The sequence below is a fragment of the Enterococcus sp. LJL99 genome (assembly GCF_054871725.1).
In genome coordinates this window covers 1-21975 of sequence record NZ_JBTXLT010000021.1, presented here as the reverse complement: position 1 = coordinate 21975, position 21975 = coordinate 1, and the positions used below count along the sequence as shown (strand labels likewise).

General features: G+C 32.5%; 20 protein-coding genes and 1 tRNA gene. 7 read left to right on the top strand and 14 right to left on the bottom strand.

The window, feature by feature from the left end:
• The 5 genes from ACYSNW_RS17800 to polA all read right to left on the bottom strand — a co-directional run bounded on the left by ACYSNW_RS17800 (window position 1) and on the right by polA (window position 6385).
• Window positions 1-1404 (bottom strand): replication initiation and membrane attachment family protein, encoded by a 1404-nt coding sequence (locus ACYSNW_RS17800; RefSeq protein ID WP_461746800.1) that lies wholly within the window; start codon window positions 1402-1404, stop codon window positions 1-3.
• A 21-nt stretch (window positions 1405-1425) separates the two neighbouring features.
• Window positions 1426-1902 (bottom strand): transcriptional regulator NrdR, encoded by a 477-nt coding sequence (nrdR, locus tag ACYSNW_RS17795; protein ID WP_461746798.1) that lies wholly within the window; start codon window positions 1900-1902, stop codon window positions 1426-1428.
• 294 nt (window positions 1903-2196) lie between these two features.
• On the bottom strand, window positions 2197-2793 hold the full coding sequence (gene coaE, locus ACYSNW_RS17790) for a dephospho-CoA kinase (RefSeq protein ID WP_461746796.1): 597 nt from the start codon (window positions 2791-2793) through the stop codon (window positions 2197-2199).
• Window positions 2793-3632, bottom strand: coding sequence for a DNA-formamidopyrimidine glycosylase (mutM, locus tag ACYSNW_RS17785; protein WP_461746794.1), 840 nt, complete (start codon window positions 3630-3632; stop codon window positions 2793-2795). Before mutM ends, coaE begins: the two co-directional genes overlap by 1 nt.
• 107 nt (window positions 3633-3739) lie before the next feature.
• Window positions 3740-6385, bottom strand: coding sequence for a DNA polymerase I (gene polA, locus ACYSNW_RS17780; RefSeq protein ID WP_461746792.1), 2646 nt, complete (start codon window positions 6383-6385; stop codon window positions 3740-3742).
• Window positions 6386-6612: 227 nt separating this feature from the next.
• Here polA and ACYSNW_RS17775 point away from each other — a divergent pair, with 227 nt between their 5' ends.
• Entirely contained in the window at window positions 6613-7065 is a 453-nt protein-coding gene (locus tag ACYSNW_RS17775) for a DUF5680 domain-containing protein (protein WP_461746790.1), read from the top strand.
• Window positions 7066-7187: 122 nt separating this feature from the next.
• On the opposite strand, the gene ACYSNW_RS17770 is transcribed toward ACYSNW_RS17775, so the two are convergent.
• Window positions 7188-8099 carry an aldo/keto reductase gene (locus tag ACYSNW_RS17770; RefSeq protein WP_461746788.1) on the bottom strand — a complete coding sequence of 304 codons (912 nt, stop codon included), beginning with the start codon at window positions 8097-8099 and terminating at the stop codon, window positions 7188-7190.
• Window positions 8100-8161: 62 nt separating this feature from the next.
• On the bottom strand, window positions 8162-9622 hold the full coding sequence (locus tag ACYSNW_RS17765; protein WP_461746786.1) for a helix-turn-helix domain-containing protein: 1461 nt from the start codon (window positions 9620-9622) through the stop codon (window positions 8162-8164).
• Between the two features lie 398 nt (window positions 9623-10020).
• On the opposite strand from ACYSNW_RS17765, the gene ACYSNW_RS17760 reads away from it, so the two are divergent.
• The 3 genes from ACYSNW_RS17760 to ACYSNW_RS17750 all read left to right on the top strand — a co-directional run bounded on the left by ACYSNW_RS17760 (window position 10021) and on the right by ACYSNW_RS17750 (window position 12265).
• Complete coding sequence (locus ACYSNW_RS17760; RefSeq protein ID WP_461746784.1) at window positions 10021-10671, top strand: helix-turn-helix domain-containing protein; 651 nt, start codon at window positions 10021-10023, stop codon at window positions 10669-10671.
• A 351-nt stretch (window positions 10672-11022) separates the two neighbouring features.
• Complete coding sequence (locus tag ACYSNW_RS17755) at window positions 11023-11403, top strand: VOC family protein (protein WP_461746782.1); 381 nt, start codon at window positions 11023-11025, stop codon at window positions 11401-11403.
• Between the two features lie 22 nt (window positions 11404-11425).
• Window positions 11426-12265, top strand: a complete 840-nt coding sequence (locus tag ACYSNW_RS17750; RefSeq protein ID WP_461746816.1) for a Cof-type HAD-IIB family hydrolase — start codon at window positions 11426-11428, stop codon at window positions 12263-12265.
• Between the two features lie 201 nt (window positions 12266-12466).
• Here ACYSNW_RS17750 and rpiB read toward each other — a convergent pair whose 3' ends face one another.
• The 6 genes from rpiB to ACYSNW_RS17720 form a co-directional block, all read right to left on the bottom strand.
• On the bottom strand, window positions 12467-12922 hold the full coding sequence (rpiB, locus tag ACYSNW_RS17745; RefSeq protein ID WP_461746780.1) for a ribose 5-phosphate isomerase B: 456 nt from the start codon (window positions 12920-12922) through the stop codon (window positions 12467-12469).
• Between the two features lie 23 nt (window positions 12923-12945).
• The gene (locus tag ACYSNW_RS17740) at window positions 12946-13995 is read right to left on the bottom strand and encodes a zinc-binding dehydrogenase (RefSeq protein WP_461746814.1); all 1050 of its coding nucleotides are present in this window, start codon (window positions 13993-13995) and stop codon (window positions 12946-12948) included.
• A gap of 122 nt (window positions 13996-14117) precedes the next feature.
• Window positions 14118-15386 (bottom strand): PTS galactitol transporter subunit IIC, encoded by a 1269-nt coding sequence (locus ACYSNW_RS17735; RefSeq protein ID WP_461746778.1) that lies wholly within the window; start codon window positions 15384-15386, stop codon window positions 14118-14120.
• 80 nt (window positions 15387-15466) lie between these two features.
• Window positions 15467-15757, bottom strand: coding sequence for a PTS sugar transporter subunit IIB (locus ACYSNW_RS17730; RefSeq protein ID WP_461746776.1), 291 nt, complete (start codon window positions 15755-15757; stop codon window positions 15467-15469).
• Between the two features lie 19 nt (window positions 15758-15776).
• Window positions 15777-16256, bottom strand: a complete 480-nt coding sequence (locus tag ACYSNW_RS17725; RefSeq protein WP_461746774.1) for a PTS sugar transporter subunit IIA — start codon at window positions 16254-16256, stop codon at window positions 15777-15779.
• A gap of 1 nt (window position 16257) precedes the next feature.
• Window positions 16258-18324, bottom strand: coding sequence for a BglG family transcription antiterminator (locus ACYSNW_RS17720; protein WP_461746772.1), 2067 nt, complete (start codon window positions 18322-18324; stop codon window positions 16258-16260).
• 258 nt (window positions 18325-18582) lie between these two features.
• On the opposite strand from ACYSNW_RS17720, the gene ACYSNW_RS17715 reads away from it, so the two are divergent.
• Both ACYSNW_RS17715 and ACYSNW_RS17710 read left to right on the top strand, forming a co-directional pair.
• Window positions 18583-18870, top strand: coding sequence for a hypothetical protein (locus ACYSNW_RS17715; protein WP_461746770.1), 288 nt, complete (start codon window positions 18583-18585; stop codon window positions 18868-18870).
• A 672-nt stretch (window positions 18871-19542) separates the two neighbouring features.
• Window positions 19543-20709 (top strand): DUF4950 domain-containing protein, encoded by a 1167-nt coding sequence (locus ACYSNW_RS17710; RefSeq protein WP_461746768.1) that lies wholly within the window; start codon window positions 19543-19545, stop codon window positions 20707-20709.
• Window positions 20710-21356: 647 nt separating this feature from the next.
• On the opposite strand, the gene ACYSNW_RS17705 is transcribed toward ACYSNW_RS17710, so the two are convergent.
• Window positions 21357-21429 (bottom strand) — tRNA-Thr (locus ACYSNW_RS17705).
• A gap of 137 nt (window positions 21430-21566) precedes the next feature.
• On the opposite strand from ACYSNW_RS17705, the gene ACYSNW_RS17700 reads away from it, so the two are divergent.
• Entirely contained in the window at window positions 21567-21809 is a 243-nt protein-coding gene (locus ACYSNW_RS17700) for a hypothetical protein (RefSeq protein WP_461746766.1), read from the top strand.
• The last annotated feature ends 166 nt before the right edge of the window (window positions 21810-21975 follow it).

Genomic DNA, 21975 nt, shown 5'->3' with positions numbered 1-21975 from the left:
TTACTCACCTTCTTCCTTCAAAAGTTCATTTAATTCTTTTCTTAATTGTGCTTGTCGTTCTTCTGACAGTTTCTTTTCTGCAGTTGGATTTTCCACCCAGTCTGGTAGGGTTTCTTGTCTGATTGGTCGTCTATTTGTCCCATAATTATTTCGATTTTGCTGCTTTTCTTTTCCTTTTCGAGCTAATTCTCTAACATGAGTAATTGCTTTTTCAGGTGAAAAAATCTCGCTTTGAGCCCACTCATTCGCAATTCGATTCACATAATCTGCTTTTAACGTTGGCTGTTTTTGGATATTGAAAACATAATTAATCAATACATTAATTACACTGTTCGGTAAACCAGATTTACTGACTAAATATTTTACTAGTGATCGTTCTTGCGGAGTTGTATAACCTCCTCGTTCACTTTTAAGTGCTTCTAAATAATTTAAAGGAAAGTTTCGTTCACTATCCATAATCATTAAAATATCTTGTTCAGAAAAACCATTCATTTTTAATGAATTATACCGATAGGTTTGTTGTTCCTCATTCGTTAAATCAGCCGTTTCATTTTTAGTGACTTCGGCCTCTCTTTGTTTTTTATCCGTATCATAGGTTTGATAAATTGCTTTTTCAAATTCTTTAATAACAATTTTATTACTATAATAATCAAATGATTTCGAACAAAATTCAACCATATCTAGTTCATTGATTCCAAATAAATTATGGAATACATAGACTTCTTCTTTAAAACCTGATACATCATCTGGAAGCTGAACACCTAATTTTTTGATTCCTTCTAAAAAATATTCCCACGTAAAGCTGTCCGTAACAGCTGATACTTTTTCAGGTGGGTGAGGATCAGCGAAAGAATTTGCCATTTTATTCAATAGCGTTTGATGGGTTCCAATTTGTTCGGCTCTAAATACATAGACATCTTTATAGCTGGCTGAAATATTTTTTAACCCAGTTAATTGAGCATGTTTAGGTTGAAAATGTTTAAATAGTTTATCCATTTTTCTTTGACCAACAATATTGAGCAAGGTTAATGCCAATACTTCATCTTTAAAAAAACGCTCAACGGTTTCTGGATGATTTAAGCGATAAAAATATTTTTTATCTTCATAATTTTCAACTTTAATAAAGGTATCTAGCAAACCGATTCCTTCCAATTTTAATTTAGCTGTCTCAATTTGTTGGATACTTAAATCTAACATCGTAATCAACTCTGAATGAAAAAGCTCTTCACTCATTCCCATTGGAAAAGAAATTTCAGAAAGTAAAGTCAAATATAAGCTAAACGCCTGCGCTCCAATAATTGGTTGGTACAGTAATGCTAGTACTTCTTGTTCTTTATTAGACAATGACTCTGCAATCATCGTTTGAAATAAATCTTTAGGATATAGTTTATTTTCTTGGTTCAACGAAAAGCCTCCTTAATCTCTCTATATCTCGGTATTCGTTGATTTTGCTTTGTCGACAATATCTTGTAGTTCTTTTAGAAAGACACTCATATCTTTAAACTGACGATAAACACTAGCAAAACGGATATAAGCTATCTCATCTAAATTAACTAAATCTTCCATAACATATTCGCCAATCAAGTGAGTTGAAACTTCATTTTCTCCCATACTACGGACACGATTTTCTACATTATCAACTATTTGGACCATTTGTTCCATCGTTACTGGTCGTTTTTCAGCGGAACGAATCAATCCTCTTAGCATTTTTTCTCGATTGAATTCCTCACGATCGCCATTTTTCTTGATGACGAGTAATGGAGCTGCTTCAATTCTTTCAAATGTAGTAAAGCGATAGCCGCAACTTTCACATTCTCTTCTACGTCTAATCGCACGACCATCATCTGCTTGACGACTGTCAATAACTCTTGAATTATTATGATGACATTTCGGGCAATGCATAATGTTCACCTCGTTTTTATTTCAATTTTTTTGTTGTGTTTCTTATTATAACATGAAATCGGAGTAAGAAAAAATAAGGATGTTATTTTTTTATTTTCTCAAAAAAACGGCACAGTTATTAGGGTGTATCAGAAAAACTTTTTCAACAAGATTGTTGCTGTTTTTTCTGATACACCCTTAGCCAAAAATGATAGTAAATACATTCTAATGTTGTAGCACTTTTGTTCTTCCCCTAAAACTAAATAGAAAGTTGGTGCAGTAACAATTCTGATGGAAATAATTAGTTACTTTCTTCTAAATAAATTGATTCGTTACCAACCACTCCGTCACTTGCTTTTTTGTCCATGCTCGATCTTTTTGATTATCAAAAACAATGTTTGCTCTCGTTTTCTTTTCTTCAATTGACCATTGACTTGCTATCCGTTTTTCTGCTTCTTCTTTTGTCAATTCATCCCGAATCATTAAGCGTTGAATTTGTATTTTTTCTGGTACATATACTACAGCAACTTGATCGACTTCTTTTTCGTAGCCACCTTCATAAAGCAAAGGAATATCAACGATGACAAGATTTGCCTGTTGTTTTTTAGTTTTTATTTGTTTTGTGATTTCAGCTCTTAAAAATGGTGAAAGTAATTGATTTAAACGGATTCTTTTTTCAGGTTCAGAGAAAATAATTGTTCCTAATGCTTTACGATCCAAAGAACCATCTTTTTGTAATATATCAAAACCAAATTCTTCTGAAATTGCTTTTAAGCCAGGTGTACCGATTTCCACGACTTCACGTGCAATAATATCTGAGTCTACAATTGGAAAGCCATATTCTTGAAATAACTTAACAACGGTACTTTTCCCAGTTGCTATTCCACCTGTAAGTCCTAATGTCATTCCCATTATTGATGCACCATCCTCAATTTTTGACATTTAGGACAAAAATGAGTCCCTCTTTGCCCCACTTTGATTTTTTTGATTGGCGTTCCACATCTTGGACACGGCTTGTCTTTTTGACCATAAACATTAAGAGAAAGTTGGAATTTTCCTGCTTCACCTAAAGCATTTAGATACGTTCTAATCGTCGTGCCTCCTGCTTCTACCGCTCGAGCTAAAACATTAATAATTGCGTTATACAATTGCTCTATTTCTTTCGGTTTAAGCGAATTTGCTAATTGTTCTGGATGAATTTTTGCTTCCCAGAGTGCCTCATCAACATAAATATTGCCTAACCCAGTAACTAGCCGTTGATCTAAAAGAAGCGGTTTGATTGCTTTTTTATGTTTTTTTAGTGCTTTACGAAATTCTGGTAATTTAAAAGCAGTTGGAATTGGTTCTGGACCGAGTAATAGAATACCTTTATAATTAACCGCTTGATCTTGATCAACTAAAACCATTCGCCCAAACTTTCTCACATCCAGATAACGCAGTTCAGTTCCATCTGTAAAGGTAAAAATTACATGTGTATGCTTGTTTCGTTCATCTGTTGGAAGATGCGTTTCGTATTTTCCTTCCATGCGTAAATGAGAAATCAAATCATAATTAGTTAATTTAAAAATTAAAAATTTTCCTCGGCGCTCCATTTTTTCAATTTTTTGACCAATCAGTTTTTTTTCAAATATTTCAACATCCGGCTGTTCAATAATTCTAGGCCAAAGTACCGTCATTTGTTGGATTGTTTTTCCAACTACTAATCGCTCTAATCCTTTTCTTACAGTTTCTACCTCAGGTAATTCTGGCATACCTTTCCCCTCTTTTCGTTCACAAAAAGTGACTGAGAAAAATAAACAACTTTCTCCACAGCCACTTTTCTATAGTTTTTCGCTCTCATTCTTTTAAGACGAACAGTTTATTTTGCTTCATACCAAGTTTTACCCCAACTACTATCAGTAATCAAAGGTACTTGAAGTGTTACGGCTTGTTCCATGACTTCTTTGACTAGTTCATTTAATTGTTCTAATTCTGAATTTGGCGCTTCAAAAACTAGTTCATCATGTACTTGAAGTAACATCGTCGCTTGCATATTTGTTTCTTTTAAGCGCTTAGCCATCTGAATCATAGCAATTTTCAAGATGTCCGCTGCACTACCTTGAATTGGCGTATTAATCGCTGTTCGTTCGGCAAAAGAACGTAAATTAAAGTTTCGAGAATTAATATCTGGTAAATAACGACGTCGATTATAAAGTGTCTCAACAAAGCCCTTATCCTTAGCATCACGTACAATATCTTCCATATATTTTTTTACTCCAGGATATTTTTCAAAATACGTATCAATATATTGTTGCGCTTGTTTTCTTGTAATTCCTAGATTTTGTGATAAACCGTAGTCACTGATTCCGTATACAATCCCAAAGTTTACTGCCTTCGCTTGACGACGCATATTTGGTGTTACTTCAGCAGGATCACTAATTCCAAATACTCGCATAGCTGTACTTGTATGAATATCTTGCCCTTCTAAAAAGGCTTCTTTTAAATGCTCATCATCAGAAATGTGAGCAAGTACCCGTAGTTCGATTTGAGAATAATCTGATGAAAAAATCAACCAATCGTTTTCTCTTGGAACAAATGCTTCTCTAATTTTCCGTCCTTCTTCTAATCGAATCGGAATATTTTGCAGGTTAGGATCGACTGAACTAAGGCGACCTGTTTGCGTTAATGTTTGAACATAACGAGTATGAATTTTACCATCCGAATCAATTACTTTTAGCAAGCCTTCGACATAAGTTGATTGTATTTTGGCAATTTGACGATACACAAGAATATCTTCTACTATTGGTGCTTGTTCTTTTAATTGTTCCAAAACGTCTACTGCTGTAGAATAGCCTGTTTTCGTCTTTTTAATCACAGGCAAGCCCATTTTTTCAAATAAAATGACGCCTAATTGTTTAGGTGAATTTAAGTTAAACTCTTCTCCTGCTTCCGCATAGATTTTTTCTTCAATTTCTTTTAAGCGATCTGAAAATTCAATTCGCATTGTACTTAAACGATTTGCATCTACACGAATACCTGTAATCTCCATATCAGCTAAAATTGTCGAAAGCGGAAGTTCCATATCATAAAAAAGTTGTGCTTGATTTTTTTCAGTTAATTCATTATCAAGTTTTTCTGAAAGAAATTCAATCGCTTTGATTTTTCTAGCAAGATGACTAAAGAATACTTCTTCATCTTCAGGCAGCCCTTTTTTAGCCCCTTTTCCATAGATCACATCATCTGATTGAATATCTCCATAGCCATAATGATTTGCAACTCCTTCAATATCGGAACTATTATCATTAGTATCTAAAATATACGCGGCTAAAAGCACATCGAACGTAATACCTTGCATTTTTCCTAAGTAGCGATTTAATGCAACATACGTACGCTTTGCATCATAGACTTTTTTCTTGGTTTGATCAGAAAGTAACCATTCACTAAATGCCTCGTTTTCAAATAACTCCAAACTATTTGTTACATAGATTTTCTCTTTATTCCCCCAAGCAACACCTACAATAGGAGAATTGTGATAATTCGCTTCCATCATCTCAACATATAATGACATATCTTCTGTAAACATCTCTTTTGTAAATGAGTCTACAACATCAAAATGAACATCTTCTAAATCAACAGGCTCTTCTTCCACATTCAACTTATTTAGAAATTGTTTAAAATCCATTTCTTTATAAAAAGGAACCAATTTATCTAAATCTTTACCGTTATACGCTAAGTCCTCTATCTTTACTTCGACTGGCGCATCAACATCGATTGTAGCTAATCTTTTTGACATAAACGCTTGTTCTTTATCATTAATCAAATTTTCTTTCATTTTACTTTTTTTCAATGAATCGATATTCTCATATATTCCTTCAACAGACCCAAATTCTTTCAATAATTTGATCGCTGTTTTTTCACCAATCTTAGTCACACCTGGAATATTGTCCGATGTATCGCCTGCCAAGCCTTTCATATCAATAATTTGGTTAGGCGTCAATCCATCATATTTTTCCGCTACATGTTCAGGTGTATACGTTTCAAGGTCACTAACTCCTTTGATTGTAATATCCACTTTTACTGAATCTGTAGCTAACTGAGTCAAATCCCGATCTCCAGATAAAACAACTACATCAAATTCATCTTTGGGCGCTTTATTCGCAAGGGTTCCAATGATATCATCTGCTTCATAATTGGGAAGCTCATAATATTTAACTCCTAACCCTTGTAACAATTCACGAATATAAGGCATTTGTTCTTTGAATTCGCCAGGTGTTTTGGAACGACCTGCTTTATATTCTGGATAAAACTCTGTTCGGAACGTTGTTTTTCCAGCATCGAAAGCGACTAACACATGGGTTGGTTTTTCTTTCGTCATAACATTTTCAAACATATTATTAAATGCATAAATCGCATTTGTATGTAGTCCATTTTTATTTTTAAATTTTTCCAGTGAATTATGTAGTGCAAAAAAAGCTCGGAAAGCAACACTATTTCCATCAACTAAAAGTAATTTCTTTTTTGTCATTTTTTTCTCCTCATCTTAAGCAAACTGACTTCCCTCTTATTCTAACAAACATCCGTCGATTTTGCAGTAATTAGGAACGAAAGTTCGTTTATTTTAGTCAATTGTCTGTTACGTTTCCTCCACACACTAAATAAATTAGGAAAAGTGTAACACAAATGTTCTGTTTATCTTTTGTTCTTTTGAAATTACCATTAGGTCTAGGTATCCTTTTATCAAGGAGGAAATTTATGAAGAACATAGTAGAATTTTTAGTGCGGGCAAAACAAAACACTTATGCAAGTAGCATAGGGAAAACAGAAAGTTCACGTCCAAATAGTTATGATTTAAAATATAGTGAGGGCGATTTTGTTCATTTAGATTCTTATTTTGGAACACACTCGTTCTCTGGGCAAGAAGTGATTTGGTATCAAGATGAACCTGTATGGTCTATGAATTATTATGGAGATGTTCTTAACGCTGAATTTAAAAGTTCATTTCTGAAAGAAGCGCTCATGTATCCTAGTATCGAACTTCCTTATCGAGGGAAAACATTTTATCGTAAAGATGATTACACTTACCTAATGGAAGTGAACGGTAATTTCAATAAGTTTTCAGGAGTAGAAAAGATTTTTTTCGAAGATTCACTAACCTATGAATTATTTTTCCATGGTGGAAAAATAATTGACAAGCATTTTGATTAGCGATTGTTCAGGATGACAGATAAAAACTTCAAAAAAATCAGCGATTGCTTCAATTCTAGGAAGTATCGCTGATTTTATGTGATTCTAATTGAGACTAACACTAAAACATACAGTTCTTTTGTTTATGGTAAAATATTTCCAGCTGCTCGATAAATTTCGTACCATTCTTCTCTACTTAATTCAATCGAAGCTGAAGCAGCTATTTCTTTGATTCTTTGTTGATTCATTGTTCCAGCAATTACTTGCATGTTTGCTGGATGTCTTAAAATCCAAGCTGAAGCTAAAGCTGTTGTTGAGATAGAATGTGTTTCAGCAATTTGCTCCATCACTTTATTCAGTTCAGGGAATTTTTCATTTCCAAGAAAAACCCCTTCAAAGAAACCATATTGGAATGGTGACCACGCTTGGATGGTCATATCGTTCAGTCTTGAATAATCCAAAATACTTCCATCTCTATCAATACTAGCATCATCTTTCATATTTACATGAATCCCTTGATCAATCATGCCGGTGTGTTTGATTCCAAATTGCAATTGATTAGCAACTAGCGGTTGTTTAACACTCTTTTTTAACAATTCAATTTGCATTGGTTTTTGATTACTAACACCAAAATAGTTGACTTTCCCTTGTTCTTTCAATTGATCGAACGCTGCTGCCACTTCTTCTGGTTCAACTAATGTATCTGGACGATGCAGTAATAGCACATCTAAATAATCCACATTTAGTCTTTTCAAACTTCCTTCAACAGAAGCAATAATATGTTCTTTCGAGAAATCAAAAAATCCTTTACGAATCCCACATTTAGATTGAATGATAATATCTTCTCGCTTAATCGAAGTTTCTTTGATCGCTTTTCCAAAAATTGTCTCACATTCTCCGCCACCATAAATATCGGCATGGTCAAAAAAGTTAATTCCATTCTCATAAGCTGTTTCTATGATTGCCGTTGGATTTTCAGCATTACTGATTCTCATACAGCCTAAAATAATAGCCGCTACGTCTAAATCGCTTGTGCCAAGTTGAATTTTTTTCATCAAAAGACCTCCAATTTTTCTTTGAACTTTATTGTATCACAAATTATTGAAAGGGCTTCATTTTAATACTTGTTTTTTAAATATTTTTCTATTTTAAGGAAAAGCTCTTCTAAAGTCATCGAATCAATCAGTAAAACGGGACACCCTTCTTGTTCAATTAATACTTTGTTAATCGCAGTCGCTACAATAATTTCAGCATAATTCAATGAAGAAGCTCTTCTCCCATGTACCACATGAACATTGAATTTATCCTTAAAATAACGAGTAAGACTATCCGCTAAATTTTTTTCTTTTTCAAAAGAGAAATCCGTAACTAAATAAATTAAACGTCTTGTTTCTTCTTGGATTGGCGTAGTTAAGGTAGAAAGAATCGTAAAATAACGTAATTGCATGGTTACTAAATTGATTTGCCGAAAAAACAAATAGTTTTTCTGCAACTCGGCTATGACTGTGTTTAATTTCTTAAAAAAATTAGGATACACAGACGTTAACTCTTCTACTTGCTCTAGTTTTTCAAATGAAAAGCTGCTAACTAACTGGTAATAAAGATGCAAACTTAACAAATAACAAATACTTTCTTTTGTATAAACTAAATTAAATTCCCTAAACGTTCTTTTTAATGCCTTTGTAGCTATCGAAGTTTTATTATAACAACTTGTTTTTTCAAGATAATGTTCCCTTAAAACATAGGCTTGCTTTTCAGCACTAAAAAAAGATAGAAATTTAGCTTGGATAATCAAAAAAAGATAGCTCGCCTCTTCTTGATGAAAAACAGGGGCCAGCATTTCTTTAAAAGCTTGAAAAAGAAAACTATTAGAAAGATACGAATTAAATAAATTATCTACTTCAAGAATGTGATTAGCTTTGGATCGTTTATAAGCAATTTGTAGTAAACAAATAAGCTGATCTTTTTGAGAAGCATTTAAATTCAATTGAAAAAAAAGCGTAATCTGTCGATAGAGTTCTTCAAAAATTCCTTCATGGTCTAAAAGTAATTCATTGTTGATTCCTTGATTCACTAACCAATTAAACTGTAGCATAAATTCTCTTACTTGTATTTCAGGTCCAATCAATTGATAACTAGCACGCTTTAGCTTTAGTTGGTAAGTATTCAACCAATGATTGATTTTTTGCATCCTTTTTCTCACACTAGACTCACTCATACCAAGTTGATCCGCTAAGTCAAAGGTTTGAAAGGGATGTTCTGCTAATACTTTTTGCATAATCACGACTTCTGGTATACTTCCTAAAAATTGCATTTTAAAGAATTCTACATCTAAATCATTTTTACTTGCCAATTTTATTTTATTTTTAGAGACTTGGATAATTTCAAGAGAGCTTTCTAGACCATACTCTTGAATAAGTTCACTTAATTTTTTTAGATACCTCATCGTTGTTTTTTTATCTACATTAAGTTTTTTGGTTAAATCTGATAGTAAAACTGTATTTGCTGAACTTCTAAGTAAAGCAAATGTCTGTAGTAATTTTTTCGATTCAAAATCAAGTATCTCAGTATAATTCATTTTATTCCCCCATTTTTATGGTTATGTCTGTATCCTCACTTTTCCTTGTTATTTATACTCCATTCATTTTTTTAACATTTCTACGCTTGGTCAATAAAAAAGAGACTCCTTTTATTATGTATGATTTTTTCTTATGTATTGAACTTAGTCACCAACAACTGTGGAATCGTTCATTAACGCAATTTTTTTGTACGAAATAAAGCTTTTTTCCCATTATTTCGACATAAAATTTTTTTTCGAAAAAATTAAAAGAGATTGCTGCGTATTTATATTATAGGAACATGAAATACAACCGTCTAAAGGTTTGAAATGTTATAAAAATAGTATCATTTTCGTAACATTTTTACAAGATAGTTATTTTTAAAAAAAGAATCATAAGAGAAGGGAGTTTCTTTAACATGAATATTGACTTAATCGCTTCTGGTCACAGGATCAAATCTATTAGAAAACAACATAGCTATACCATGATGGGCTTTGCTGGACTTTTAGGAATTTCAAGTGCAAGCACAATCAACAATTGGGAAAAAGGAAATAACTTACCAAAACCTGAACGCTTAGAAAAAATTGCTCTTTTAGGAAATACCACTGTCGAATGGATTAAATATGGAGAATTTAAAGAATATGTCATTCAATTACTGAAAACTGTTGATCAAAAAAAAAGCCTCGATGAAAACGAATTGCTTGCATTAATTACCGCGTTAGACGAAAAACAATTGACTTATAAGAATGATTTAAAAATTTTGAAATGTGCCAAAAAAATGTATCCTAACTTTTTCAAAAACAGTTATTCAACTCATCTCCCTCAAAATAGTGCGATGCTATTTGAAGAGTTTCTTGAATATACAATTGAGCAAAATAATTATTATCGAACGATTATTTTACCGCAGATTCAACAGCTTTTAAATAACTCAAAAAATAAAAAAGAAAATGAAAAAATCCTCGTTTACTTATTTAGTTGTTTGGAAATTGTGGATAATAAAAATCAAGCAAAAGAATTTTTAAAACTATTAAAAAAAACGTTGAATCTTTTAAAAAATCTAATTTCATAATTATTGTTGAAAAAATATTTAGTGCCCAATTTTAGTTTTTTTCGCTTTTCTTCTACAATAACTATTAAACAAGTGATAGTATAAATGAACATTTATGGGACTTATTTTGTTTAAAATTCACTGATTTTTCAGAATTTAGTTTCTATAACCTAATTTGATACTTAGCTAAAGTTTGTTCATTTCTTTGAACAAAAATACGTTGTTTATATGTCACTTCTGAAAAAAAAGTCTCAAAAAAACAACACTTTTCTTATTTAAATGACTTTTTTTTTTCAATAAACCTTATTAATCACATCCATCTGCTTTTTTCATTTATACTAATTTTATAAATTAATTGAAGGAGTATATTAAATGAAAATCGAACATATTGGTTTATGGACAAAAAATTTAGAAGCGATGCGTACCTTTTATGAAACCTATTTTAACTGTAACTCTGGTGAACGGTATGAGAATTTAAAAACAGGTTTTTCTTCCTATTTTTTAACTTTCGAGACTGGCGCTAGATTAGAATTAATGCAACGGAAAGATGTAACAGAAAAAACAGAATCTGAAATACTCGGCTTTACTCACCTAGCTATTTCATTAGGTTCAAAGGAGAACGTAGATTCCTTAACGAAAAAATTAGCCGATGATGGCTACCCTTTGTTAAGTCCTTGTCGTACTACTGGCGACGGTTATTATGAATCAGTCATTGCCGATCCAGAAGGAAATCGTATTGAGTTAACCATTTAAAATCAAATTGGAGGAACAGATGATGACAATTGAAGCAATCGTTTTAGATATGGATGGAACACTTTTCAACGATCAAAAAGAAATTACTACTAAAACTAAAGAAGCATTGATACAAGCACAAAAAAATGGAATCAAATTGGTACTAGCTTCTGGGAGACCTCATGCTGCAATGAAAGAGGCAGCTGTAGAATTAGAAATGGATCAATATAATGGTTTACTCATTTCTTTTAATGGGGCTTATGTTTGTGAAGCGGGAAATGATAAAGAATTTTTTAGTCAACCACTCTCTATCGAATTAAGTCGTTCTATTTTAGAACATTTAAAAAAATTCGAAGTAAAACCTATGATTGTTCAAAATGATTATATGTACGTCAATGATGTGTATGATTGTATGTTGGAATTAGATGAGCCAATGGGTTTATTCAACATTATTCAATATGAGGCTCGAGGTGGTAATTTCTTACTGTGTGAAAAAGAAGATTTAGCTGAATTTATTGACTTTCCTTTACACAAAATTCTAATTGCTGGTCAACCTGATTATTTACGAGAAAACAGCGAAGCAATAGTTGCTCCGTTTAAAGAACAAGTCAGTGGTGTTTTTTCAGCTCCTATGTATTTTGAATTTACAGATCAAGGAATTGATAAAGCAAATGCGTTAGATCAAGTATTAAGTAAGTTAAATATACCAGCTGAAAAAGTCATTGCTTTTGGTGACGGACATAATGATTTGTCGATTATTAATTATGCTGGTATTGGCATCGCTATGGACAATGCAGTTCCAGAATTAAAAGCAGCCGCTGATAAAACGACCTTATCTAATAATGAAGATGGTATTGCTGTTATTTTAGACGAATTTTTGTAAAATTTCAGAGTCTATCTAGATTAACAGTGACGATTTAACTAAGTTTTAGATAGCACTTACTTAAAAAATCATAATAGATGCTATTTTAGCTCAATAAAATTTGTTAACTTGAGCACTACAGGGAGTATCTGAAAACGATAGTAGCCAATATTTTGGCCACTTAGTCTTCAGATACTCCCTAATAATATTTATTTTTACTTTTCAATGATGAAAATAGTTTTTTTCTAAGGCACTGATTTTATCAACCCTTCTTTGATGACGCCCTTGTTCAAAAGTAGCATTTAGCCAAGTATCAACAATCATTAAGGCTAGTCCTTCACCAATAACTCGTTCTCCTAAACATAAAACATTCGTATTATTATGAGCTTTTGTTGCTTGTGCGGAAAATACATCACTTACCACTGCCGCTCTGATTCCAGGCACCTTATTAGCAGAAATACTCATCCCAATCCCTGTCCCGCAGCAAAGAATACCCAGATTGGCTTGATTTTCTATAACCTTTTCAGAAACTAATTGCGCATAATCTGGATAATCAGCACTTTCAATTGCCGTTTTAGTCCCTAAATCTAAAACCGTAAAGCCATTCTCATTTAAATGCCTTACAATCGTTTCTTTTAGATAAAAACCACCATGATCGTTTGCTATAGCAATTATCATTATGTTCTCCTTTTTTAATAAGCTTATTTCAATTCACTACCATTTGATTCAAGCAAAACTTTGATTTCGTTCCCTTCCATAACTTTTTCAAAAGCTCGACGCCATTCTTCTAACGGATAAATTTTTGTAATCATTTCATCGACATTAATTGCTCCTTTAGCCAATAAATGAATGGCTATTGGCCAATCAAATGGATTTTGAGAACGACTTCCCACATACTTTATTTCTCTTTGAATCGTTGATTCAATATCTAATGAATTAAATTTATCTTTGAAAAGTCCTACTTGAATAAATTCACCACCTTTTTTCATTAGTGGTAAACTCGCATTAACTGCTTGAATAGAACCAGAAGCATCATAAATTTTATCAACTCCATAACCATCAGTGATCTTATTAACTACTTCTGATAATTCTTCTTCTTTAGTATTGACAGTAATATCTGCCCCCATTTTTTGTGCTAGTTTCAATCGGTGTTGATCTTTGGTAATGCCTGTCATAATAACAAATGCGCCAATTTCTTTGGCAATTTGAAGTAATAGTAACCCAATTGGTCCGGGTCCTATAATAATAATTGTATCTTGCAAATCTAATTTACTTTTTTGATACATCGCGTGTACGCAACAAGCTAAAGGTTCACTTAATGCTGCGCCTTGATAACTTAATTGATTTGGTAACTGATGGATACTTTCCTCTCTTGCCAAAACATAATCAGTCATACTACCATTTTGTTGCGTTCCAAGTCCTTTCCTTTCTGGACAAAGATTATATTGATGTTGCTGACAATAGTCACAGTGTCCACATACTGAAAATGTCGTTTCACTCGTAACACGGTCCCCTATATTTATTGAGGTAACTTTTCCCCCAATTGCAACAACTTCCCCTGAAAATTCATGCCCTAAAACGACTGGTGTGGTTGGATTGCTATATTCTCCTTTAAATGTATGGATATCTGAACCACAGATTCCAGTATAGGCAACTTTTATTAAAACTTTATCATCAGTTACCTTGGGAATAGGTATTTCTTTTAATTCCATTCGGTCATATCCATCTGCAACTTTAGTAACAGCCATCATTGTTTTTATTTTTGTTTCTGCCAAGTAAATCCCTCCTATATTGCTAATAAACAAGTTTAACTAGAATACACTTAAAAAAACCAAGCTATTCACTAATATTTCCTGATACTTTTCCCTTTAGCTTAAAATACAGACTGATATAATTCTGATAATTTTAAGAAAATCCAGTTTAAAATATTTCCGCCTGTATCCAAGTTAGTAATTTCTGCCGCTCCTTCTGGAAATTCCACAATCCCTTCCACCATTTTAGTTAAAACTGGGGCGTAATTTGTGGCCATCCATAAAGCAAAAACCATCACTACCGTACATGAAATAACAGAATGAACAATATTTCCTTTGCGACTTGGAACAATCATCCCCACAAAAAATGGAATGGTTGCTAAATCGCCAAAAGGTAATACTTTATTTCCTGGTAAAATTACTGCTAAAAATAAGGTGATTGGAACCATCAATAAGCCTGTCGCTAAGGTTGCTGGCGAACCTGTTGATAACGCCGCATCCATTCCAAGATAGATTTCTCGGTCGCCATACCGTTTTTGTAACAGTTTTTGCGCACTTTCCTGAATGGGAATCAATCCTTCCATCAGTATTTTTACCATACGAGGCATCAAAAACATCACTCCGCCCATTGTCATTCCCATTTGTAAAATACCTGAAAGATCATAACCACCAAGGGCAGCTAATGCCGCTCCAATAATAATCCCCATAATCATTGGTTCACCAAACACACCAAATCTTTTTTGAATCGTTTCTGGATTAACATCCAAATTTTTAATACCGGGAATTTTATCTACTAACCAACCAACAGGAATACCAATCACCGCATAACCAGCTGTTGATCCAGTAGAAAAGCTAACGCCCTCTAAACCATAGTAGGATTGAACTGCTGGTGCTGTTTTATCAGCAATAATCAGAACAATAATTTCATAGGCAATCCCACATAAAATACTGAACCACCAATTTTTAGTTACAACATAAGCTGTTGAAGTTGCAGCAATCATATGCCAATAATTCCAGATATCAATATTCAAAGTTTTGGTGCGGTTAGTAATTAGCATAAGCACGTTTACCAATAAAATTATCGGTATCATAATAGCGGCCATCGGTTGTGCCCATGTTCCTGCCGCAATTGCTGGCCAACCCGCATCAATAATCGTTAAATTTAAACCAAATCGCTCAACCATTGATTGTGCTGCTGGTCCCACACTTGAAGTTAATAAATTAATAACAAGATTAATCCCAATCATACCAATTCCAACGGTTAATCCAGAGACAAGAGCTTTGCCAGGCTTTACTTGAAAAACTAAACCCAAAACAAAAATAATCATTGGTAACATAACACTAGGTCCCATATTTAAAATACTCTGCACTATATTCATTAATGTATCCAAAAAAATTCCCTCCTATTTTTTACGATTGTTTTCAGCTGTCTCTTTTATAACTTTTTAACTCAAGTGAATGAAACTAATATTTATGCAAGACCTTTAGCTACTTCCACAATTTTCTCTTTCAGCTGCTCTTCTCCGATCCCTGTTAAAAAAGGCATCGCTGTGATTGCAGGAATTTTATAGTTTGTTGGTAGTACGGTTGTGGAAATTAACATGTCGGCGCCATCTTGTTTCGAAGCTGCTTCTGAAATTTTGATTTGATAAAAATTCGCATCTAGCTTATTATCCTTAAATAAATCCTCAATTTTTTTCATTACAACAGTAGAGGTAGCAATTCCTGCCCCACATGCAACTAAAACGGTAATTTTTTTCATTGTTTTCTCTCCTCGTCGATTATTTACTAAATTCTTTAATAGATAAAAACAGTTCATTTGTTGTTTTTATTTCCAAAATTGAAGCTATTTTTTCAGTATCTTGCATCAATCCCATCAAAGTTTGAAGCATCTTCAGTTGTGTATGAGGTTGATTTAGTCCTAAAACAAAAATTATTTCAACTGGTGTTGTTTTAGCTGGGTCATCCATTTGTTGAAATAATATTGGTGAATTCAATGTAATCACTGCCACAAATTCCTTCAACACGCATTCTGGATCTGTATGCGGAATGGCAACTCCTAGATTTTCTAATTGAATCCCCGTTGGAAATTCGTCTTCCCTTGCTTGAACTCGTTGCAAAAAATCTTCTCTAACCCAATTTTGATCAAATGCAATTTGAAAAACAGCTTCAAATAGTTCGCGTTTTGACTGATAATCTTTTTGAACAAGTAGTAATGGTTCTTTTATAAACTCGATAAACGGTAAATTATCTTCACTCATTTTATTCCCCCCTATACCCTTTCATAAATTCGTAAAGTAAGGCTATAACTTCTTCTTTAGAATTTACTGCTCTTAATTTTTTCAACAACTCTTTATTTCCTGCTAACTCCATTAATTGAAAAATAGCTTCCACATGTTTCTCCTTATCATTTGAAGCAAGCAGAAAGACAAAATAAAGCTTTTTGGTTTCAAACGAAAGTCCTTTTTTGATAATTCCTAAACTCATTCCCACATCTAAAGCACCATACTCAGGTTCTGTATGTGGTAAAGCAACCGTTTCTCTCAAAACAATTTGAGGGGGAATTTGCGGAAACTCTTCCAAAAGTTTTGTAACATAGGTTGATTCAATCACTTTGTCTTTTAATAGCGGTTGACTTAAGCGAATAAGTGTTTCTTGCCAGCTGATAGTTTCGGATATGATTTGAATGGAAGAGATTTTTAATAAATCAACCAAATTCAATTTCTTTTTTTCGATGATAGGAATAGCTAAACCTTCAACCATTTCAAGTAATTCATGATATAAACTCATCTCATCAGTAATAGCCCCATGTTTTTTAATAACCTTTATTATTTTTTCAGGTGTCAATAAACTTTGATCCAATTCAGTTGCTGTGCTAATTACTTTTTGTCTTAATTGACGCTTCTCACGTTCCGTCAAAAAGGTATTAATTACGAATAATTCTTTCGTCGTTTCAATAGGTACCGCTGAAAATACATAATTGACAGAAGGTTTATTTTTGTAAAATTCTCGAATTGACATAACAGGTAAAAAATTTATTTCAGGTAATAATTTCTTCAACGTTCGCTCTAACAGAATAGATACGGATGTTCCATTTGGACAAACAATCGCAGCTGTTAAATCCCCTTTTTCTTTTTCAGAATCCTTAGTACCGATAATATGGCTACCGATAAATAATGAGATAAAAAATATCTCAACATCTGAAATTGACTGACCAAAAAATTTTTCTAATGGACTCATTGATTCTTTCACTAAATAAAAGAGTGCTGTTTTTTTCTCTTTATTTGCTTCATAAAATGGATTGATCAAATTGATTTCATATTTAATGCGATAATAAGCTGGTTTCATATGTTGCATTAATTGCGTCAACAGTTTCACTCGGTTCTCTATTCGAATGGCTGAACCTTTTTCAAATAAGAGTAACATCTCATTCAATGCATAGTGCATCCGAAACAGCTCACCTTTAGTTAAAATATCTGCTTTCGAAACATTGGTAGCCAATAACTGTAATGTTAAATAAATTTCTTCCTCTTCATTGACGTTATCAATTATTTCGCTGATTTCTTTCATTGCTTCATATTCTTTTGTGCTTACTAAAACATCAAAATCGATTTCAAAATCATATTGAATTGTTTTTCCTTTGGCAATTCTTCGGAGAATTAAAAGAAAAAAAATAGGTAAAATAGCAATTTGTTCATCCGTAAAACGAACATTCAATTCTTTTTCAATTGATTCTAATTTTTGTTTGTAATAAATCAACTCCTCCTCTCTTAACTGAGCAAATTCACTAATTTGAATATAGCCATTATTTGTTTCCGCTAGTAAATTTAATGCATCTCTCAATAATTGACGTTTATCCCATTCTGCTCCTTCAATGTAATAACCATTTGATCGAGAATAGATCAATTCTAAGTGGTAAGGAATAATGCTTTTTTCAAGTGCCTTTAACGCTCTTAGAACTGTATTTTTGCTTAATTTTAATGCATCAATAAAATGATTTAATGACAAATATTCTTCTTTACTTAAAAGCATGACTTCAATCAAATAAATTCGTTCTTGTTTAGAATAAAGATAATCCTCTAACTGATCGATTGACGTATTTTGAGATTGGTACTTTTTTCTTACTTCATTTGGAATAATCAAATAACCATTTTTAGTTCGCTTGATTTGTTCAAAATGATTGTCAGAGAGCCAGTCATTAATTTTCTGCAGATCATAATTCAACTGACCTCGACTCAAAGCGAATTTTTTCATTAAGCTTTTACTCGATTCTTGCGCGCTGTGAACCATTGAAATAAATACTTGATTGCTTCGTTCATCTAGATTCATATGCATCTACTCCTTGATTTAAATTTAACTGAAAAACGCTTACATTTCTATATCGATTGGTTCCCAAAAATTTCATGTATTTTCTTCAACATGGGACTTAAACGGTTTTCGTTATATTTTTAAACTAGATTTCAGCTTAATTTAGTTTACTTTTTTAGATAAAATGGAAATAAAAGTGTTTCTACCAATTATAAGCAAACTCATCTATATTTTCTAAACATTTATTGCTATAATTTCTCTATATAAGGAGGCTTAAAAATGCCAAAACTCAAAGTACATTTTTCAGATGGCTCTTCACAAATTTTCCATGAAGAGCAACAATTTAAAACCTATTATTTTCAAGAAATGAAAGGATGGACCGCTCCTTCTTTCGAATCAATCGAGGGGCATTCTTTCAATCTTTTGAAAGGACGTTACCCTAACTTAGTCCAAAGTTTTTTGGAAATGCTTTCAAACTCGAATTTCTTTTTTGATATTGAAGAACCAGAGACTATTTATAACTCACAATCTGTGGTGAAAATTGAAATAATCAACCCAATAACTTAAAAATATCTTGATGCCTTTTTTGTTTATCCAACCAAGGAATAAGAAAAAACCCATCTCAGATGAGATGGGAAAAAAGGAAAAATAAATGAAAAAAAGTATGTGTTATAGAGTAATATCTTTTGGGGAAGACTGGGCACTTACTCTATACACTTATAATAAAGGAATATCGCTAAAATTACTATTCCAGTATTTACTTAAAGATAAAACCTTTTTGAATTTTTTTAACTCTTTCGCTTCAACGAATATGATGAATCTAACGCTCTCCCTTCATCGTATTCTTCTTTGTTAGAAAGAAAAAAAATGATCAGTCAAATTCAAAAAGTCACAAATTATTTTGACATATCTATAGATTTTTTATTTGATTGTAAAAAATTATCCCAAGGACTGAAACAAACATAGAGAAATTGATTGGGAGTGCTATAAGCTTTAATGACGTATCATGACAAGAAGTAATTAGGGCTTATTTAAAAGGCCTATACGGAATCGAGTGAAGTTTAACTATTGCAGAATTTGATAAAAGGAGTTGAAGCGTTGGGAATTAACTTAGGTTTCTTTGATTTTGAGGATGAAAAACCTTGTATTACTGAAGCAAACTAATTTTTATCAATCAAAAATGTGAGTGAATAAGTTCTCTCAACTCCATAAAATATAAGAAGCAAAGGAGGGTTTGAAATGAAAAAAGTGTTCATAATATTATGTGTAATTTTTATTTTGGTTGGATGCAGCAGTAAAATTACTAAAAGCGATCTAAAAAAGAATGATTGGGAATTAGAATCTAAAGATGATGAAGCAACAATGATAGTACACTTCTCTGAGAATAAGGTAAGTTTCAAGGTGGATACTGATTCAATGAAGTCTTCTGCTTCTAACGAGTGGGAAGCGTTTGGAGAAGAGTATGCTAAAGATCTCATCGCTAAAATGGAATTTGATGCGGAATATAAATTGAATGGAAATAAATTAACCTGGACAATGGATGGCGAGCAGTCAGAGTATACATTGAAAAAAGAAAATAAAAATATCCTATTGACTCCTACAAACAAGGATAAAGATTTACTAACACTCAAACCTTATACTAAGAAGAAACAAGCAAAAAAGGCAATCACTAAGAAAACGAAAGAAACTAGCTCATCCTCTTCGGAATCAAAAGAAAGTTCTTCAAGTTCAGAAGAAAAGCAAATTTCGATAAATGATTTCGTGGGTGGTTGGGGTGTCTCAAATTCAGGAGAACTATTCTTTTTAAATCCTGATAACACCATCACGATTTCGAATAACGTAACAATACCAATCTTTGATATTAAGTTTGCTTCTATATCAGATGGTGCTATTAAAATGACTTATACGTTAAATAATGATTTAAAAGAAATTATAAAAAATGCTGATGGAACTGTGATAGTTGACGGACAATTCTATCAGTATCTTGGTAATTTAACTATGGATCAATTTCTTGCGCAAAAAGAATCTAAAAACGTGACTGTCCCCCCCGCAACAGAAGCCAACTCTCCAGAAGAAGTTGAACCTGATGCATCTAAAGATAACACTGTTGCATCAGAAGGTGTAGATTATGAATTTCAGAAAAAAAAATCGGCTATTACTGATTATTTTAATCAACAAAAAGCAGCTATAATAGCAAAAAAAGAAGCACAAATTGCAACTTGGAAATCTAATGGTGAAGTTGATTGGAGCAATGAAAAAATTAATGATTTAATGGATGATTATATATATGATTTAGGCTACGAATCTGAATTCAGCAGTCAAGTATCATACTACCCCATTGAAAAAATTAAAGCTGAAATTGACAGACGATTCCAATTTGCATACGATCATAAGATTCAAAAATAATTTTTTTATATTATTTGGAAGGATTGATGCATAAGCCATCAAAATATTCTAGTGACAGAATTTCAAGAGCCCACAGGATTAGATAAAAGTGCTTTTGATTTTAAAAATCATTTAATTTCTATTCATACGTCGCACAACTACAAACGAAGCATAGCTGTTACTCAAATCAAGATAATTGAATTAGTTAGACTTGTCGATTTACCTAAAAATTTAGAAGTAATACTGATTAATTTGCTAATTTGGAACAAGGAAAAGAGTTGTCTCTATTAACAAGAAAAAAATTTCTTTTTCTGAATGACTAAGTTAATCCCGTGACTAACAAAATCCTTAATAAATTTCTTGCTAAAACATATGAAAAAGCGAATATTCTTAGAATCATATCGCACGCTCTAGGGCCCGTAAAAACAGACTTACTTGTGCCTTTCTTACTGCGACATCATCTAGACTAAACAACCTGTTGATAGTGATCCATCAGTTACATTGAATTATTATAGCTCTTTAAATGATACAATTAGAGAGAAAAATAGACGTTTGCAAAACTCATTTCTCAAAAAAATGAATTAAATGCTTAGGTACATTTTGGGCGCAAAATAAAAAAACTGACTAATCAAGGTTTCGAAAACCTTGATTAGTCAGTCTTTAAGAAATGCCAGCTGTAGGAATCGAACCTACGACCTACGCGTTACGAGTGCGTTGCTCTACCAACTGAGCTAAGCTGGCAATATAGGAAAATTATAGTCCTTTTTGATCTTGGTGTAAAGAGAAAAACAGTTAAATTTGTGCTTAATTTTTCCTTTTCAGAAATTTTCAGTGATTTGTGCTATAATAGAGATAGTTAAGAAAGGAAGTTTTAAAGAATGTCTAATTTTAGTAACTTTAATCGTCCTGTCGTTCCTTCATCTGAAGGGGATTTATTCACTGTTGATACTCAGGTCACTTTCTTGATTCATGGTCAGCGTCAAACAGGTGTTATAACCAAACAACTAAGTAACTCTGCGGTAGTTGAAATCGATGCACATTCAAGTAATACTGATTTAATGGTGAAAAGTAACGGTGTTATCGTCATCAATTACAAAAAAATGCAGAAACTTAGTGAGTGATTCTTTCTTATTTATACACTCTTATTATTTTGTTTAATTGGCTCTTTGTCAAATAGGACTGATAAGCAAGATTAATTAAAAATCAGAATGGAGGAGTGACTCTTTCATTCTGATTTTTTTGTTATGTTACCTTAATTAAACCGTTGATCAGAAAAATTCGTATTTT

What these genes read in the sequence shown, in the direction of transcription:
- nrdR (WP_461746798.1), bottom strand. Translation starts at nt 1,902, where the DNA reads ATGCATTGCCCGAAATGTCATCATAATAATTCAAGAGTTATTGACAGT.
- coaE (WP_461746796.1), bottom strand. Translation starts at nt 2,793, where the DNA reads ATGGGAATGACATTAGGACTTACAGGTGGAATAGCAACTGGGAAAAGT.
- mutM (WP_461746794.1), bottom strand. Translation starts at nt 3,632, where the DNA reads ATGCCAGAATTACCTGAGGTAGAAACTGTAAGAAAAGGATTAGAGCGA.
- polA (WP_461746792.1), bottom strand. Translation starts at nt 6,385, where the DNA reads ATGACAAAAAAGAAATTACTTTTAGTTGATGGAAATAGTGTTGCTTTC.
- ACYSNW_RS17775 (WP_461746790.1), top strand. Translation starts at nt 6,613, where the DNA reads ATGAAGAACATAGTAGAATTTTTAGTGCGGGCAAAACAAAACACTTAT.
- ACYSNW_RS17770 (WP_461746788.1), bottom strand. Translation starts at nt 8,099, where the DNA reads ATGAAAAAAATTCAACTTGGCACAAGCGATTTAGACGTAGCGGCTATT.
- ACYSNW_RS17765 (WP_461746786.1), bottom strand. Translation starts at nt 9,622, where the DNA reads ATGAATTATACTGAGATACTTGATTTTGAATCGAAAAAATTACTACAG.
- ACYSNW_RS17760 (WP_461746784.1), top strand. Translation starts at nt 10,021, where the DNA reads ATGAATATTGACTTAATCGCTTCTGGTCACAGGATCAAATCTATTAGA.
- ACYSNW_RS17755 (WP_461746782.1), top strand. Translation starts at nt 11,023, where the DNA reads ATGAAAATCGAACATATTGGTTTATGGACAAAAAATTTAGAAGCGATG.
- ACYSNW_RS17750 (WP_461746816.1), top strand. Translation starts at nt 11,426, where the DNA reads ATGACAATTGAAGCAATCGTTTTAGATATGGATGGAACACTTTTCAAC.
- rpiB (WP_461746780.1), bottom strand. Translation starts at nt 12,922, where the DNA reads ATGATAATTGCTATAGCAAACGATCATGGTGGTTTTTATCTAAAAGAA.
- ACYSNW_RS17740 (WP_461746814.1), bottom strand. Translation starts at nt 13,995, where the DNA reads ATGATGGCTGTTACTAAAGTTGCAGATGGATATGACCGAATGGAATTA.
- ACYSNW_RS17730 (WP_461746776.1), bottom strand. Translation starts at nt 15,757, where the DNA reads ATGAAAAAAATTACCGTTTTAGTTGCATGTGGGGCAGGAATTGCTACC.
- ACYSNW_RS17725 (WP_461746774.1), bottom strand. Translation starts at nt 16,256, where the DNA reads ATGAGTGAAGATAATTTACCGTTTATCGAGTTTATAAAAGAACCATTA.
- ACYSNW_RS17720 (WP_461746772.1), bottom strand. Translation starts at nt 18,324, where the DNA reads ATGAATCTAGATGAACGAAGCAATCAAGTATTTATTTCAATGGTTCAC.
- ACYSNW_RS17715 (WP_461746770.1), top strand. Translation starts at nt 18,583, where the DNA reads ATGCCAAAACTCAAAGTACATTTTTCAGATGGCTCTTCACAAATTTTC.
- ACYSNW_RS17710 (WP_461746768.1), top strand. Translation starts at nt 19,543, where the DNA reads ATGAAAAAAGTGTTCATAATATTATGTGTAATTTTTATTTTGGTTGGA.
- ACYSNW_RS17700 (WP_461746766.1), top strand. Translation starts at nt 21,567, where the DNA reads ATGTCTAATTTTAGTAACTTTAATCGTCCTGTCGTTCCTTCATCTGAA.